This is a genomic window from Thioalkalivibrio sp. ALRh (assembly GCF_000381425.1).
GTDB lineage: Bacteria > Pseudomonadota > Gammaproteobacteria > Ectothiorhodospirales > Ectothiorhodospiraceae > Thioalkalivibrio.
The window spans coordinates 269,104-286,083 of sequence record NZ_KB906519.1; the positions used below are offsets into that span (position 1 = coordinate 269,104).

The 16,980-nt window shown below is 61.7% G+C and carries 8 protein-coding genes; 4 read left to right on the plus strand and 4 right to left on the minus strand.

Going from position 1 to position 16,980, the window contains the following annotated elements; all coding sequences use genetic code 11:
* Positions 1–256: 256 nt before the first annotated feature.
* Positions 257–2,575, minus strand: coding sequence for a 5-methyltetrahydropteroyltriglutamate--homocysteine S-methyltransferase (gene metE, locus F791_RS0101300; RefSeq protein WP_019592065.1), 2,319 nt, complete (start codon positions 2,573–2,575; stop codon positions 257–259).
* 84 nt (positions 2,576–2,659) lie between these two features.
* Between metE and F791_RS0101305 the strand changes: the two genes are divergently transcribed.
* The gene (locus F791_RS0101305; RefSeq protein ID WP_081622244.1) at positions 2,660–3,607 is read left to right on the plus strand and encodes a LysR family transcriptional regulator; all 948 of its coding nucleotides are present in this window, start codon (positions 2,660–2,662) and stop codon (positions 3,605–3,607) included.
* A 670-nt stretch (positions 3,608–4,277) separates the two neighbouring features.
* Positions 4,278–7,550 (plus strand): helicase-related protein, encoded by a 3,273-nt coding sequence (locus F791_RS0101310; protein WP_019592067.1) that lies wholly within the window; start codon positions 4,278–4,280, stop codon positions 7,548–7,550.
* Between the two features lie 16 nt (positions 7,551–7,566).
* Here the strand turns inward: F791_RS0101310 and F791_RS0101315 are convergent, their stop codons facing one another.
* Positions 7,567–8,328: a SprT-like domain-containing protein gene (locus tag F791_RS0101315; protein ID WP_018174092.1), complete on the minus strand. Its 762-nt coding sequence runs from the start codon at positions 8,326–8,328 to the stop codon at positions 7,567–7,569.
* Positions 8,329–8,549: 221 nt separating this feature from the next.
* Here F791_RS0101315 and yjjJ point away from each other — a divergent pair, with 221 nt between their 5' ends.
* The gene (gene yjjJ / locus F791_RS13135; protein WP_019592068.1) at positions 8,550–9,944 is read left to right on the plus strand and encodes a type II toxin-antitoxin system HipA family toxin YjjJ; all 1,395 of its coding nucleotides are present in this window, start codon (positions 8,550–8,552) and stop codon (positions 9,942–9,944) included.
* A 171-nt stretch (positions 9,945–10,115) separates the two neighbouring features.
* Positions 10,116–11,228 (plus strand): Fic family protein, encoded by a 1,113-nt coding sequence (locus F791_RS0101340; RefSeq protein ID WP_018174089.1) that lies wholly within the window; start codon positions 10,116–10,118, stop codon positions 11,226–11,228.
* A gap of 126 nt (positions 11,229–11,354) precedes the next feature.
* Here F791_RS0101340 and F791_RS13655 read toward each other — a convergent pair whose 3' ends face one another.
* Entirely contained in the window at positions 11,355–12,026 is a 672-nt protein-coding gene (locus F791_RS13655) for a hypothetical protein (protein WP_155996919.1), read from the minus strand.
* 17 nt (positions 12,027–12,043) lie between these two features.
* Positions 12,044–16,801 carry a hypothetical protein gene (locus tag F791_RS13740; protein ID WP_038056868.1) on the minus strand — a complete coding sequence of 1,586 codons (4,758 nt, stop codon included), beginning with the start codon at positions 16,799–16,801 and terminating at the stop codon, positions 12,044–12,046.
* Between the last annotated feature and the right edge of the window lie 179 nt (positions 16,802–16,980).

Sequence of the window (16,980 nt, forward strand, 5' to 3'; positions counted from 1 at the left end):
ACCGTGCGCGACAACCTATTGAGAGATCACACCTAGGGAATGCACGCCGTGCGACGCATAGTCGGGACGATCGTCGAGCGAGTTTGGGATGCATTCGTGCCAGAGTGGCATAAAAAAACCGCCGGATGACCCATCCGGCGGCAATGTTAACGGAGGTTGGAGAGACCAAAGGCAGGAAGTCACCTTTCGTCCCGGCGACACACAGCTGTCCGGGCTGCGTATCTAAATGCGAATCATACGCAAGTGCATTTACATGTCAAGCCTTGGCCTGTGACTTCTTCTCGGTTGCGGGCTGCTGGTCACGCATGGCGCGCGCGGCCTCAACCATTGCCTCCAGCGCTGGACGGACCTCGTCCCAGCTGCGGGTCTTGAGTCCGCAGTCGGGATTGACCCACAGCCGCTCGACCGGGATCCCGCGAGCCGCCTTTTCGAGAAGGGTCACCATCTCCTGTACCGTGGGGAGGCGCGGAGAGTGGATGTCATAGACACCCGGCCCGATCTCGTTGGGGTAGATGGATCGCTCGAAGGCATCCAGCAGTTCCATGTCCGAGCGGGCGGTCTCGATGGTGATGACATCGGCATCCAGGGATGCGATGGCCTCAATGATGTCGTTGAACTCCGAGTAGCACATGTGGGTGTGGATCTGAGTCACGTCGGCTACACCGGAGGTGGCGACGCGAAAGGCGCGCGCAGCCCATTCCAGGTAGTGATTCCATTCGCCTCGACGCAGCGGCAGGCCCTCCCGGAACGCGGGTTCGTCGACCTGGATCACGCCAATGCCAGCGGCCTCGAGGTCGGCGATCTCGTCGCGCAGCGCCAGGGCGATCTGCAGGGCAGTGGCCTCGCGTGACTGGTCATCGCGCTCGAAGGCCCATTGCAGCATGGTCACCGGCCCCGTGAGCATGGCCTTGACCGGCTTGCTTGTGAGGGACTGGGCGTAACGTGTCCAGTCGACGGTCATCGGACTGGGCCGCTGCACATCGCCGTAGATGATGGGGGGTTTCACGCAGCGCGATCCGTAGCTCTGAACCCAGCCGTGCCGGGTAAAGGCATACCCGTCGAGTTGCTCGCCGAAATACTCCACCATGTCGTTGCGTTCGGGCTCACCGTGCACCAGCACGTCCATGCCGATGTCTTCCTGGAAGCGGATTACGCGAGCGATCTCTTGGCGCATGGTGCGCAGGTAATCATCCCGGGTTAGCTCACCCCGGCGGTAGTCACGGCGCACCCGGCGAATGGTCTGCGTTTGTGGGAACGAACCGATGCTGGTGGTCGGGAATAATGGGAGGTCGAGTGAGCGTTGTTGCAACGGTGCACGCTGTTCATAGGTCAGGGCACGGCGAGCGTCATCCGGGGACAGTCCCGCCACCCGTTCCCGAACCTGCGGAATGCAAGTACGAACGGCGTTCTGGCGGTTGCTGTGCACGCGCCGACTGTGTTCCAGCTCTTTGGCGACGGCCGCGCGTCCCTCGGTCAAGCCGCGCTGGAGGATCGCCAGCTCCGCCAGTTTCTGGCGCGCGAAGGCCAGCCAGCTGCGTACCTCCGTGTCCATGCCGGTTTCCTGTTCCACGTCAACGGGCACGTGCAGCATCGAGCAGGAGGGCGCGAGCCACAGGCGAGAAATGCCGAGGCTGCTGACGGCGGGCTCCAGAGTGTCCAGGCCGGCCTCCAGATTGGTGGCCCATATGTTGCGTCCGTCGATGATTCCCAACGACAGAATCTTGTCCTGCGGCAGCCGGGCCACGAGGGTCGAGACCTCCATCGCGCCGCGCACGGCATCCACGTGGAGCCCCGCTACCGGTAGTTCCAGTGCCAGGTCGCGCTGGCTGCCAAGGCCACCGAAATAGGTCGTGAGCAAGAGGCGTGGCCCGCCGCGGTGGAGACGGTCGTAAGCCGCCCTTAGCGCCGACTGCCACTCGACGGGCAGATCCAGTGTGAGGATGGGCTCGTCGATCTGAACCCAAGAAGCTCCCTCTGCGCTGATCCACTCCAGGAGTTCCTGATAGGCCGGGAGGAGCCGGTCAAGCAGTTCCAGTGGCTCCCCGTCATCCTTCATCTTCGCCAGGTACAGAAAGCTGACCGGCCCCAGCAGGACAGGCTTGGGCTGCAGACCCATCTCGCGCGCCTCCCGGATCTCCGTTCGTAGTCTGTCCGGAATGGCCGCAAAGGTTTGTTCGAGGGTCAGCTCCGGGACCAGGTAGTGGTAGTTGGTGTCGAACCACTTGGTCATCTCCAGCGCCGGCACATCGGGCAACGCATCGTTGTGGGAACGACCGCGAGCCATGTAGAAAGCTAGGTCCAGCGGGTGCTCGGCCGCTGCGGCATGAAAGCGCTCCGGCAGAACGCCCAGCGTCAGCATCATGTCGAGCACGTGGTCGTAGAAACTGAAGTCGCCGACCGGGACCTGTTGGATGCCAGCTTCGCGTTGCCAGGCCCAATGACGCTGCCGTAACTCGCGGCCCGAGGTTTCCAGTTGATCGCGGCTGATGTTGCCGCTCCAGTAACGCTCAAGAGCCGTCTTCAGCTCGCGGCGGGCGCCAATGCGGGGAAAGCCAAGATTATGGGTGGTGATCATGGATCTATAGACTCCGGGTTGAACACGGCGCCCAGTCTCGTCATGCTTGATGCATGAGTAAAACGATATTTCTTCACGGACACCATGAATGCCACTCATGATCTGTCGGGAGTACTCGAGCTCCGGCATCTGCGGGCGGTTTGCGAGATCGTGCGGTTGGGGAGTGTGACTGCCGCAGCTGATAGCCTTTGCGTAACTCAGTCGGCACTGTCGCATCAGTTGCGCCAGCTTGAAGACCGACTGGGTGTGACCCTCTTCGAACGCCGAACGCGTCCGGTGCGGTTATCGGCTGCCGGAGAACGGCTACTGCAGGCGGCTGATCGGGTGTTGCCCGAAGTCACCGCCGCGCAGCGTGATGTCGTGCAGATCCGCGACGGCGGACGTGGCCGACTGTTTCTGGTGCTGGAGTGCCACAGCTGCTTTCAGTGGCTGATGCCGGCGGTAGGTGCCTTTCGACGGCACTGGCCGGAGGTGGAGCTGGATCTTACCCTTAGCCATGGATTCACGGCACTGGACGCCCTGCGCAACGGTGACGTGGATGTCGCCGTTGCGGTCGACCCTGTGGATGATCCCGAACTCGAGTCGGTACACCTGATGGAGTACGAGAACCTGCTCGTGGTGCCGGCCGGCCACCGGTTGGCCGAGCGGCCCTGCGTGTTGCCTGAGGATCTGCGCGGGGAGACGCTGATCACCTACCCGGTCAGCGAGGAGCGTCTGGATATCTATCGGCGCTTTCTGCACCCGGCCGGGGTGACGGTCCCGCGCCGGACGACCGAGGTTAGTGCGATGCTGCTGCAACTGGTAGCGAGCCGCCGTGGTGTGGCGGTTTTGCCGGATTGGGCCCTGCCCGAGCTGGAGGCGGGGCTCAACGGGGGAGAGAGTGAGCGTGTCGCGACCCGTCGTGTCCGGCTTGGTCACGACGGTCTGTGGAGCAACCTTGCCATCACGATGCGCCGTGCAGACCGGGAGCGTCCTCACAATCTCGACTTCATCGCGACTGCGCGCGACATTTTGCGTGAGGCTCGGGCGTAGAACTGTCAACTCGATTTTCGGATGTGGCGGACGTTCGTGGTGGATAAGCGGGTCTGGGAGGCCGCGAGGCACCAAAAATAAGTCCCCTGCTGGGGAGCCGACAGGGGGGGTACGAGTGCCCGCTAGCGGCTGGAACTAGATGTGATCTCCCAATAGGTGGTCTACGGGACGACTCCGAAGGATGCTGAGTTTGCCGACTGAGCGATTCCAAGGAGGACGCCCCGTGAACCTTCATCAAAATGCCTTAATGGGCCCCCGTGGTCGAGAGCGGAGGATCCGTTTGGTGGTCGACCATGGCCAGACTGTTCGGGCCACGGCGCGGGTCTGTGGCGTGGATCTAATCCGGGGATGTGTACAGTAGCCCCGCTGCCGGCGGGGGCCGCGCAGCGTGATCAGACAGGCAGCTGTTCGTTGAAATGATCGAAGGCCGCTGCAGGACGGAATACATCGACAGGGTGGGGGAGTCGGTCATTGCGTGTTCTCGGATCGAGCGCTGAGTTCCGGGATTGTATCGCCCCGCTTTTGTCGCGAATGGGAGTGTCACAGACGAGGGGGCAAGGGCTTTTACTGTCACGGAAGCTGGCACAGGCTTGGCGCGTCTGAGTGGCCTTCTAGCGCATGCCTGATGCGTGTCACGTGCGCTAGTCTTGGAGTTGTCCCCGAGGTGGTCATGAGCGCAAAAGATCCCTTCCCCGTTGCCAGTAGCACCGCTGACCTCTTCAGCGACTTCCCGGATCAGTCGCGAGAGGTGGATGTGGAGGTCCTTTGGCCACCGCCGGATCGTTTCCCGCTCAATGTCGACGGGCGGACGGTGCGCGAGCGGGTGATTGCGGACCTGGTGTCTGCGGATTCGCCATTGGTGGTGGCGGGCTACGGGGCACTGGAAGAGCTCATCCGTCTGGAGGCGGATCTGGGGGAGGTTCGGCCGCTTCGCGTTCTTTTTGGTAACGAGCCGAGTGCAGGGGAGGGTGGTCACCGCAGTCTGAAGGCGTCGAGTTTTCCCGAAGAGGTCGAGCAGTATTGGCTGGATAGAGGGATCTCCCTGCGCCTGTCGGCCCGGCTGATTCATTTTCGGGAGCGGCTCCGGGAGGGCGCCGTCGAGGCACGGTACTGGCCCGACACGCAGCGGCCGCTGCACGCCAAGATCTATCTCGGGGCGGGGGCCGTAACGCTGGGCTCGAGCAACTTCAGCAAGAACGGGCTGGAGCGTCAGCACGAGGCGAATGCGCGGTTCACTGCAACGGGTGAACCGAGGCGTTACCGCGAGGCGGCGGCGCTGGCCGAGCAGTTCTGGTCGCTTGGGCATGACTACACCGATGCGCTTCTGGCGCTGCTCGAGCGTCTGCTGCATGTCGTCGGGTGGCGTGATGCGCTGGCCCGCGCCTGCGGGGAGCTGCTGGAGGGTGACTGGGCGAAGGGTTTTCTGCAGCAGGTCGACCGCGAGGCCTTCCGTGCGCTGTGGCCGGCCCAGCGTCAGGGGATCGCACAGGCGCTGTATCTGCTGGATCGTCAGGTTGCGGTGCTGATTGCGGATGCGACGGGTTCCGGCAAGACGCGCATGGGTGCGCATCTCCTGCGGGCGCAGCAGGCGCGGATCCAGGGGGCGGGCGGGATGCCCCGCTCGGTCATGATTGCACCATCGACGGTCGTGGAGGAGTGGGAGCGGGAGGCCTCCCGGGCCGACACCGCGCTGGATGTCTTTTCGGTTGGCCTGCTCAGTCACGGCAGCCGCAAGGCATGGCAGCTGGATGATGCCCTGAGGCGGGCGCGCCTGCTGGCCGTGGACGAGTGCCACAACTTCCACAATCGCCGCTCGCGCCGGACACGGCGGCTGTTTACCAACCATCTTGCCGATGACGTGCTGCTGTTTACCGCTACGCCGATCAACCGGAATGTCGATGACCTGGTCCGGATCGCGGATCTCCTCGGCGCCGACAACCTGCAGCCGAGCACGCTGAAAGCCCTGGAAAGGGTCAATCGTCCCGGTCGCTGGCACGGACTGGGCGACGATGAGGCCGCCCGGCTGCGGGACGAGATCCGTACATTCACCATTCGCCGTACCAAGCGCATGTTCAATGCGCTGATTGATCGCGAGCCCGAGGCCTATCGGGATCACTCGGGGCGGCCCTGCCGGTATCCGGAGCACCGCTCGTACAGCTATTCCCTGGGGGAACCGGCTACCGACCGTGAACGCGCCAGTCGGATCCGGGGGCTTCTCGATCAGCTCTTTGGCGTGGTCCAGATTCCGGTGGTCCTGGAGCTGAGCGCCGTACAACGGCAGCAGGGGCTCACCGAGGATCAGTATCGTGACAACCTGCTGCTCGGGGCGCACAAGCTGGTCCGCTACCGGGTCATGGCGGCCCTGCGGTCTTCGCGTGCGGCATTGGTCGAGCACCTGTGCGGAACGACGGTGGCTCGGGCCGAGTTCGGGTTGGAGCATTACGCCAAGTCCGCCGATACAGGAGATGTCCTGGGCAAGCTCAAGCAACCCGGGCGTGTGCCCGAGAACCGGCTGGGCGTGCCCTTGCCTGCGTGGCTTACCGATGCGGACGCCTGGGCATCAGCCCACGCGCACGATCACCGGATCCTCTCGCAGGTCTTGGACGAGGTGCGCGCCATGAGTCCGGCGCGGGAGCACGCCAAGGTCGCCCATCTGGCCAGACTGGCGGCGCGCCACGAACGGGTGCTGGCTTTCGACAGCCGTCTGATTACCATCGCGGCCCTGAGCGCCCAGCTCGAAGAGCGGCTGCCGGGCGTCGAGATCTGGCAGGCCACGGGCAGCGACGAGCGAAGCCGCCAGGCGGTGCTCCGTGCATTTCGGCCGGGTGACGACGAGCAGGCCGGCGTGGCGCTGTGTTCGGATAGTCTGTCCGAGGGGGTGAACCTGCAGGCGGCCTCGGCGCTGGTCCATCTCGACATGCCCTCGGTGATACGCGTGGCCGAACAGCGAACTGGGCGCGTCGATCGCCTCGACAGTCCCCATGCCGAGGTCGAGGTCTGGTGGCCTCGGGATGCCGAGGAGTTCGCTCTCAGTGCCGATGCTCGCTTCCTGGACCGGGCCGATGCGGTGACGGAACTTCTTGGGACCAATCTCCCGTTGCCGGAAGACCTGGAACAGCGGTCACGGGATAGCGTTGACGCTGACACCCTGATCCGCGAATACGAGCGTACCGCTCGCTCCATCGAGGAAGCCGAACCGCATGATGCCTTTGCCGCAGTGCGCGGACTGGTGGAAGGCGCGGGTGCGCTGGTCGAATCCGAAATCTACGAGTATTACCGTCAGCGCTCCGTGCGGGTCCTTTCGCGGGTCAGCGTGGTGGCCAGCGACACGGTATGGGCCTTCTTCTGCCTGGCCGGCAGTGCGGACCGCGCACCGCGTTGGTTCTTCTTCTCCGGCCCGGATGCCGAAGCCGCGACTTCACTGGACAAAGTGGCCGCCGCGCTTCGCGAGCGACTGGCGCCCGATCCACCCAATGGTGAAATCGACGAGCCGGCCGCGAGATGGCTGGCGCACTTTTCCGAGCGCCTCCCGGAGGCCGAGCGGGCGCAGTTGCCGCTGCGCAAGCAACGTGCCCTGCAGGAGATGGCCGAGGTCCTCAAGGGCTTTTGCGAGGAGGCGGCTCGCCAGAGGGAGCAGACACGACTCGACGCCTACCTCGATCTGCGCAATCTGCTGGCGCAAAAGCCGGAGACGTTGACGGGCGGCGAGCCGGATTGGGAGGCACTCGCCAATCGCTGGCTGGAGCTTATCCGTCCCTACTGGTATCGCCGCCTGACCCAGCAGCGCCGGGGTTTTCTGCGCCTGCGGGACCTGCGCAAGGATCTCATTGAGGCGGAGGCCGAACTGGGACCCGAGGTGCTGGAGGCGTTTGCCACCCTCCCGCTTCACAGCTCGGCGGAGGAGCGAGTAGTCGCGGCCATTCTCGGCATGCCCGTTCGTTGATCCGGCGCCGGCCGGGTCAGCCTGCTTCGTCGGAGAGATGGCTCATCGGCTCCATGCACGATCCACAGATAACCTCGGTTTCCGGTCGGGCCCAGACCCGCGCCTCGCAGGTCGGGCAGTTCATGCGCACACGGGGATCCGGGCGTGGCGCGGGCGGCGCGAACACCGCCGGTTTTTCGGTATCGTCGGGTATCGCGATCGTCTCGGCCGGCGCGGGGGCGCTGGTCACGGCCAGCCCCTGTTCGGCCAGGGCCTCCTGCACCTGGGCAACCGATTCGGGATCGGTGGGGGCATGCCGGTCGAACCAGGGCAGTTCGAACCCGGTGGCCAGCAGGTCCGAGCAGGCCCGGGCGAACGGACCGTCGGGCTGGATGTAGTGCGTGACCCGGCGTCCGGTCTGTTTGCCATCCGGCAGGCCGGTATCGCTCGGCACCAGACCGATCGCTTCCATCCTGCCGGCCCACTCCCGGTTGTGGTGGTTCGAGCGGCTCGGTCGGCCAAAGCATTCCTGCCAGTGATGCACCATTTCGTGCACCAGCGTGGACAGCGCGACCTCCAGAGGATTCAGGGTGAAGTACCCCGGATGAACACCCAGCTCGTGGATGATCGTGCCGTCACCGGAGATGAAGCGCTCGGCGTGGTGGTAGCCGCGTTGCCGGCGGGAGCTGCGCAGCGTGATCAGGCAGGGCGGCAGTTCGTTGTCGAAAAGCTGTTCGTTGAAATGATCGAAGGCCCGCTGCAGGGCAGAGTACATCGACAGGGTGGGGGAGTCGGTCATGGTGCGTTTCCGGGATCGAGCCTTGAGTCCCGAGCTTGTATCGCCCCGTTTTTGTCACAAATCCGGTCACAAACTGGGCGAGCCGAGACCTGTCCCGTCCAGGATCGGGTTCGTCCATAGAATCGTTTCACCAAATGCTTGGGAGAGAAATCGAAGGGTTATATATCAGACCTTTAATGATGTAGTATCTTCTCAATAATCATTTCAATTGGAAGGTTCGGATGAGGAGCAAGCGAGAGGCAGCGCATCAGCAGCTCGGCTTGGCGCTTGCCAGACTCGCCCCGGTGCGTGCAGCCGATCTTGCCCGCGAGCTGGGGCTGTCGGTCCCCACCCTTCACCGACTGCTGCAGGAGACGCCCGAGCCCGTGCTTGCGGCCGGGCGGGCCCGGCGTACTCGCTACGCTCTGCGCAGAGCGCTGCGAGGCGACTTCGCGCCCACTCCCATCCGTGTGATTGATGAAGCCGGCCAGCCGCACGAGCTCACGGAGCTCTCGCCCATCCAGCCACAGGGCTGCCATGCCGACTTCGGTGGCTCGGATTGGCCTTTGGAAGATGACGACGAGACCCCCGAAGGATGGTGGGCCGGTCTGCCATACCCTTTGTACGATATGCGCCCCCAGGGCTACCTCGGGCGCCAGCTGGCGCATCGCTTGCAAGACACGCTCGGGGTGTCACCCAATCCAGATGCCTGGAGTGACGACGATATCCTCTGGGTTCTGAGTCGTGTGGGGTCCGATCTCCCGGGCAACCTGGTCGTTGGTGATGTCGCATTCAAGGGCTGGCAGAAGGCCCGCCTGGATCCCCCTCCGATTCTCGGGGCGGATAAAATCGAAGGGATGTATGTGAAGGCGGCGGAGGAGGCCATCTCGCTGGGTCTTGCGGGCTCCAGTGCTGCGGGTGAGTTCCCGAAGTTCACCGCCCTTCGGGACCTGCAGGGCAGTCATAGTCCGCACGTCATCGTGAAGTTTTCGGGTGCGGACGAGTCCGCGACCGTGCAGCGCTGGTCCGATCTGCTGGTGGCGGAGCATCTGGCTCTGGAGGCGGTCGCGGCGCTCCCCGGCGTGCAGAGTCCGCCCAGCCGAATCCTCCAGCAACAGGGTCGCACGTTCCTGGAGATCGAGCGCTTCGATCGTAACGGACTGTTCGGCCGCAGCCCGGTGGTGACGCTGGAGACCGTGAACGCGGCCTTGCTTGGCCATGCGCCTTTGGCATGGGACGCCCTCGCCCAGGGACTCGCCGACAAGCGTCTGCTGGCGCCGGAGGCGGTTGCAGCCATCCGTCACATCACCTGGTTCGGAAGACTGATTGCCAATAACGACATGCACCTGGGCAATCTCGCCTTTCGACCGGAGGGCGGTCGGCTTGTCCTGTGCCCGGTCTACGACATGCTCCCGATGGCCTACGCGCCGCTCCCGGGTGGCGAGTTGCCGCGCGTGACGTTCGAGCCCGCCCTGCCATTGCCCCGTGAACATGGTGCGTGGGTCGCCACTTGTCACGCCGCGATCGGGTACTGGCAAACCGTGTCGGATGACACCCGCATCCGTTCCACGTTTCGCAGGATTGCATCCGAAAACGCCCTCGAGCTGCAAAGGCGCATGGCACTCGTTGTGCCCTGATCACTCGCCGTGCGGTGCCCATTGGACGCGGGCATCTATCTAACGACAATTACTCTGGCCGTCGAAGAAGACCTACAGCGTCAGATGCGCTCGGCATCCGCCGCACTCCGCATACGCTTGGAAATGCGGAGAAAGATCCGCATAATCTCCGCATATTATGCGGAGATTGGCGTGCTATATATCTGGGAGTTGACCGGTTGGCCCCACTGGCAGTGGGACGCGGAACATATCGCGCCGATGCTGGCCGCGGCCGCGCGCGAGCAGGGTCGGCTGCTCGGGCGGATGCAGGGGTTGGGTTTCGCGCTGCGCGAGGAAGCGTCGCTTCGGATGCTGTCGGAGGATATCGTGGATTCCGGCGCGATCGAGGGCGAACGGCTCCCCCTCGATCAGGTGCGCTCTTCCCTGGCACGTCGCCTCGGGCTGAAGGCCGGGGGACTGGTCGCTTCAGGGCGGGATGTCGACGGCATGGTCGAACTGATGCTGGATGCCACGAAGGCCTTTGACCGTGAACTGACAGTGGATCGGCTGTTCGACTGGCACGCGGCGCTGTTTCCGACGGGACGTAGCGGAATGACGCGGATTCCGGTCGCGCGCTGGCGGGATGACGAAGAAGGGCCGATGGATGTGGTGTCGGGTCCCGTTGGCCGGGAGACGGTGCACTTCTCCGCGCCACCGGCCGAACGAATCCCGGGGGAGGTCGACGCTTTCCTCTCCTGGTTCAAGACACCTGGACCGCTGGATCCGCTATTGGTGGCGGGGCTGGCTCACCTCTGGTTCGTGACGATTCACCCGTTCGAGGATGGAAACGGGCGTATCGCGCGGGCGATCGCCGATATGGCGCTGGCACGAGCGGATGGTTCGGCGGAACGTTTCTACAGCATGTCCGGGCAGATCCTTCGGGAACGCAGCGACTATTACGCGATCCTGGAGCGGACCCAGAAACAGGAAGACCTGGATATCACCCTGTGGCTGGAATGGTTCCTGGGCTGCCTGCAGCGTTCGCTGGACAGCGCTCAGGATGCACTCGAGCACGTGCTGTTCAAGGCACAATTCTGGGAGCGGTTCGCCACCGAGCCGCTCAATGCCCGACAGATCAAGGTGCTCAATCGCTTGCTGGATGGGTTCGAAGGCGGGATGACCTCTTCGCGTTGGGCCCGGATGGCCAAGTGTTCGCAGGACACGGCACAGCGGGATATTGCGGACCTGGTGGGCCGGGGCGCGTTGAAGAAGAACCCGGGCAGTGGACGCAGCACGAGTTACTCTTTGCCAGAAACGCTTGCATGACCCCGATCAGGGCGCCGAGCTGTTAAGCAATGCTGTCCGCTCTCAACCACGGCATCGCGGTAAGCCATTTTGATGAAGGTCCACCCGTCTCCCGCAAGAATGACGTAATCGCCGTTCCCTACATGGTTATCCGTCGTCTTCAAAACCAGCTGTTGCGAGATCACGCCTAAGTTCCTGCAGACGCAGCTCAAGCGCCGCCAAAAGAGCCTCTAGCACCTGCACCTCATCTCTCGGCTGTAGCCAATCCAGCTTTTTTCCTCCACCGTGTGTAAAGCCGAGAGGTAGTTCTGCCGCCCATCCTTTTACTTCTGTGTCGATCCTGCGAGTATTTGGGAGGGGGAGTGCTCGCCTGGGGAAAAGATTAGCAGTGATCTTGAATCGTACTTTCGGTTCCTCAACCTTTAGAGTGGCGGGTTCTCCCTCGGGCTTCGGTATGAATGGTCGCTCTAGGACGTAATTATCGTTCGCGGGCAGACCATCGACCGTCATTTTCTCTATCGATCTTCGGAGCTGTTTCTTGTCGCGTGCGCTCGCTGATGCAAGCTTATTCCGCAGCATTCCGACTTGCGCGGATAGCGCATTCCGAAAAGGCTCTATATGAGCGCGATCCCGGAACACGAATATGAGGGTCACGTGCACATCATCTCGCCTGATTAATGTCTCCTGTGGCTCTTCGTCGGCACTCAGGCGCATAGGCTGAATATCATGCAGAAATTGCACGGCAAGGGAGTGGGCAGTTCGACGTTCGATTGCTTCAATCCTTACCTCGATCGAATTTCGGTTTTCTCGTACATCCATGTACTTCTTCCTCCGGATTATGGGGTGGTGGTGAGATACGACTGTGTCGCTAGGATAAGAAGATTGCGGCGGACTTGTCCAATTTTTGGGATCATTGAAGTCTGTGGAAGGAATCGTCTCACGATTTGGTCAGCGTCCGGCTTTGAAGTCATGAGTTCCAAGCTCAGCGAGGCGAGCTTGTCTCGTGGCAATTGGCATAGGTCCGGAAAAATCGTAATGAGGGATTCTGTGCGGCTTTTCCGCCTTTCAGGAACGCTACCGCTAAGCACATTGAGGCGCAGGGTTTGATCGATCGAATGTAGGGTGGACCGGTCCGCCGAGACTTGACCGACCGTCCTGTCCTGAGCGCTGGCGATTTCGACATCCGAGCGGCCCTCCCGTAGGCTGATGGCTGTGTAAAGAAATTGCATCAGGCGGTGCCTGGCGCTATTGCCCATGGGCGAAGGTGGGTAATAGTCGGTGGTGGCCTGGATTGGACCGTTCGGCTCTTCTGGATACTCACGGACTGTCCAGTCGGATTCCAGGGAATCCAAGCGTAGTGCTCCGATGACTGCGGCATGTTCAGGCTGCTTGGCGCGCCTCTTGCGCAGCATGGCCTGCGATAAGGCCCCGGGGCTTCTCCCTACCAACGCTGCGAGGAATCGGTTGCTGGGCTCGGACCAGCCATGTGATACATCTGTCATCAGAGGGATGGAGTGATCGTAGTGTTCGAGGGTTGTGCAAGGATGCCCGTGACCCAACTGCCGCGAGATGTATCGATATTGTGCGCGCAGTGATAGTCGAGAAACGGTGGCCGTGGGAGAGGAGTCGCGCGGTAGATGTAGCTCTAGCCCCGGAAAATGTGAAGGTAGGATCGCGTATCCGGCGTGGGTCGCATACGAATGTCGATAGCTGTGGCAGCGAAAGGGTGGCGGTCCATCAGATTCGAACAGCTGAGCTCCGACGTGTGAGAACGTCGAATGGTAGTGCCGTTGCCAGTCTAGCGGCGTGCGATTCTGAGGGATTGGGAGCAAATCGCGTGCAGCGCTGGGTTCCGCTTCTGGCCCTGTCATGCGGGTATACAAATCGTCCATTTCCCGTCGTTTTTCGATGTCTAAAGAGTTTGTAACAAGGCGTTTCGATGCGACGGATTTGAGTTTTTGATGGCGACGTGGATGGACCCATAAGCAAGACCGATGGGGAGTGATGAGATGGGCATCAGTGGTTAGAGTTGTTAGCTCGCCGGTGCGGAGCATATACGTAGCCTGTAGCGTTGCTGCATAGTGGATGACCCGTGGAGCGGGATTCATTCGCTCCGGCAACTGCAGTGAGGGCGCGGGAGTTAGAAACTCGAGTATCCGCTCTGACTCCGGCCCTGTGATGGGATCGCCGGCGCGAGCATTGGTTATCCCAAGCTCCCCAGCGTCCGCCAGGAGTGCCTGGACTTCGCGTGGGATGTCCTCTGGGTGATCGCGGTTATGGCGCAGGACCCAAGCGACCGGTTTCATCTTCCGCAGGTCGCTGCAGACGTGAGTGAGGATCAGCTCGGTAGAGTCCCGGGGATCTTCACTCGGGTCGCTAACAAACGCGAGTTCGACGGCGTTACTGAGTTGGGTGACATACTGATAGGTGGTAGAGGCGCGAATTTTTCGAGCACGCTTGGCGGTCGTCATGTGATGACGGATTGCCCGGGCCAGGAGCAGCGGAATGGAGCCGGCGGGCGATATTGAGGTCAGTTGGTCCGCGGCTTTGATCACGGCTTGGACGCGGTGGGGTACTTGGTCGTCGCGCCATCGACGGATTGCTATGCGCATGGAGACGAAGTCATCGAATGGACCCGCGCCCGTCCGGACCCGGGAGGGCGTGCGCCCGGCGGTTGGCAGATCTGGTTCGACCGGAGGGGTGACTCGTAGGCCCGTGATCATGGCGAGGAGTCGGTTGCTTCGTGGGCCGGTCACCTTCAGAGCTCCGCGTTCCCAAGCGGCACGATTTCCGGGAGCCGTAAGTCTGCGCGCCATGCTCGCGGTCCAGCATATCTGTTTTAGGCGGACCCCTCGCCCGAGTATTTCACGAGCGGGCGCGTGGCTGAGGAGGGCCTTGAGACCGGTATCACTCGCTAAGTGCCTGTGGTCTCCGGTCTGGGCGAGTCGAAATACGGTTGCCTGCTTCGCGGAAAGCAGCTGGACCCCCTGGGTTGCATCGAGACGGGGAAGCATCAGAGCTGCGACGTGCGGCGCCCCTGGTATTCGCCGTAAATGGCCCTCATCAAGCAATCGGCTGAGCATTTCGGGGTCCGTGGTGAGCCCCCAAATGACGCAGAGCAAGACCGCAGCTTGTTGGGCCTGGGGCGACTCCAACTGCTCCGGATCGCTGCTTTCGAGCAGTCCAATGAGCACCATTTCAAGCGCCCGTGTGATCCGGTATGCACGTAAGTGGTCTGGCTGGATGTTCGAGATGGGGAAATTATTCTCATCGTCATCGTCATCGTCATCGGCTTTGGGGCCGGGCGATGCGGACCCTGATCGACCAAGGTTCGACGTCTGAAAGAACGCCCTGACCGTAAGGTTGTCACACGTCGATCGGGTTTCCTCCAATTTGTGGCTGGTCGACACGACCTCGAGCCGAAGGTCTGTCAAGTAGCGTTCGATGAACGGCGCGAATCGCACCGCGAACGAGTAAGGTGCGTCGGGGTCGATTACATCATAGGGTTCACCGAGGTGGCGGTGTCCCATGTGCTGTTGTATGTCACAAGGCGGGGCGTCAAGTTCTTCCATCCGAGTGGCGAATAGATGACGAAGTCGCCCGATTTCTATGGGGATTTGTGTGTGTTGTTCTAGATCTCCTGCGCGTAGAAGCCGTGGGCTAAGATCGTTGGGGTCGAGGGAAAAAAACAGGGGGGATTTGCCGCTGAGTGATTGGTCGATGAAGTGTGCGGCCTGTTTTTCCCGTTCAGTGCCGAAAATCCGGAGTTCGTCTCGAATCCATCCGAGCAATGAGACCAAGTGATCGATCTGGTGGAGAACAGGTCGAGGGAGTACTGCGATTCGGTCATCACCCTTAGTGCGCTTGTCGGCGATATAGGCAATCCCGGGTGATTGATCGGAATATGCCACGATATGGCTGATCCGGAATTGGGACAAGCCGAACCCCACTCGATGGGCTGTGGCGGCTGCGAACATCAGAGCTGTATGGCGCATCAGTTCAGTTAGCCACGTAATAGCGCTCGCGAGGGTACGGCGTTTTGGACGGCTTTCCTGGACGCGTTTTTGCGTCTGATGCAATCGATCACGGAGAAAATCGATATTGATGGCCGCACGGGGAGCTCCGGTGCGGAACGCAGCATAGTTTACGTTTGTGCGAACCGTTATGTCTGCAAAGTCCAGAGCGGCCGCGTACTGTTTGACGATGGTCTCATGCAAAGGGGCATAGTAGCTAAGTGGTGCCGCGGAAATAAAACCATTCGTCCCTGCAACCAGTTGGCTAGTTCGTGGGTGGCCGCAGGCTTGATAGAGAAGCACGGGGAGCGTTCTCCGGATTCGGACTTGGCTAATTCTTGCGACGGTTGAGGAGTGTTCCCGAATTCGGGATTCGAGAGCAGGTTTGCTAATTTTGTCGAGGTCGTAGTCCGACTTCAAAAATAGCGAAAACAACCGAGATATGTCGCTGGGATATGGAAGCCGGAGATTGGGGTAGTGGTCTGCCTGCCACTCGACAACGCTTTCGACGGTCGGGTAGACAACTTCACTATCTCTGAGGGATTCCCAGTACGTGTCCGTGAGTTTAAGGGTGGTGCCGGGGGCGGGTGTTCCGTCCAGAGGGTCTGCGTGGAATGCTTTCAGTGCGCCGATGACCGTTGACGCACAGCGCGAGGTGGTCAGTATCAGGGCGAGAACGAAGTCGATGACCCCTTCGCGGGTATGCAATCGACGTTTGAGCCCTTGGGTGAGGGCGTGGTAGAGCAGCCTAGCCTCCTCGGCGGAGAGGCTGGCGTCTGTGTCGGGTATCAAGTGCGCACCAAATCGCAGACGACTGTCGGGGGCGGGCAACTCCTGCAGTATGTTGTCTTCCAGCCGTTCAGCAGGATGCGCCAAGTCGTTGGGTTGATCCTGTCGGGCATGGTCCGGCGTCTGCACGGCTTCGATCGAACGAAGGGCCTGTGGCTCGATGGGAGTTCTTGACGGGATGGCCTCCAGGGACTGCAAGGCAAGGGTTCGGGCAGGATTCTTTTGGAAATTCAACGTATCGGCCAAGATGTTGGCATCGGCTCGCGGAATCGCACCGTGTGCTGCGAGTGCAGCGTGGAGCTGGCGAGTAGTGGATGTAGATTCCTTGGTAGCGGATATGTGTGCTGCCAGACGCTTGATGAACTGCGGGACGCCGCGCTGTTCCGGTGATGCACCATAGGTGTAGAGCGCTGTTAGGAGCCAGCATCTCAGGGCATCCACGTCGCGATGTTGAGCGTCGTGATCATGGAGAGCAGAGAATATGTTCCCCGATGTACCCAGACCGTAGTAGGGCCGGTGCGGATCATGAGCGACGTAGTGCTCATGGAGTTGACGAATTTCATCGCACAAACAGGTCAATAGGTGCGTGTGTTCGACCGTGAAACGATGCCCGTATTGCTGGAGTATGCGCTCGATGGTACGAGCGACAATCGCCCCGTGAGCGACTTGCCCGGTGGCGGTGGCTGGGATTGGGAAGAGTACATACCCGGCCAACTGGGCCCTGCCGTCGATGTGCTCGGGGGGCGATTCGATGGCTCGGTACTGAGCCCACGGGTCTGTAGACGAAATCAACGGGACTCTCCCGGGATGGTGTGATCGCCTCCTGTGCCGGGTAGGTACGCCCCAAGATAGGCTTGATGAGTTAGTGGCCTAAAGTCGCTGCTAGGAAAAGGCGCGTCCATGCGTCCTCTCTGTTACGGGATGGCTTGGGGCACGATGATATCGAGCCTTCGGGATTCCATGCATTGTTC

Excerpts from the sequence above, each read along its gene's own strand:
- yjjJ (WP_019592068.1), top strand. The coding sequence starts at position 8,550 with ATGAGGAGCAAGCGAGAGGCAGCGCATCAGCAGCTCGGCTTGGCGCTT.
- F791_RS0101305 (WP_081622244.1), top strand. The coding sequence starts at position 2,660 with ATGAATGCCACTCATGATCTGTCGGGAGTACTCGAGCTCCGGCATCTG.
- F791_RS13655 (WP_155996919.1), bottom strand. The coding sequence starts at position 12,026 with ATGGATGTACGAGAAAACCGAAATTCGATCGAGGTAAGGATTGAAGCA.
- F791_RS0101315 (WP_018174092.1), bottom strand. The coding sequence starts at position 8,328 with ATGACCGACTCCCCCACCCTGTCGATGTACTCTGCCCTGCAGCGGGCC.
- F791_RS0101310 (WP_019592067.1), top strand. The coding sequence starts at position 4,278 with ATGAGCGCAAAAGATCCCTTCCCCGTTGCCAGTAGCACCGCTGACCTC.
- metE (WP_019592065.1), bottom strand. The coding sequence starts at position 2,575 with ATGATCACCACCCATAATCTTGGCTTTCCCCGCATTGGCGCCCGCCGC.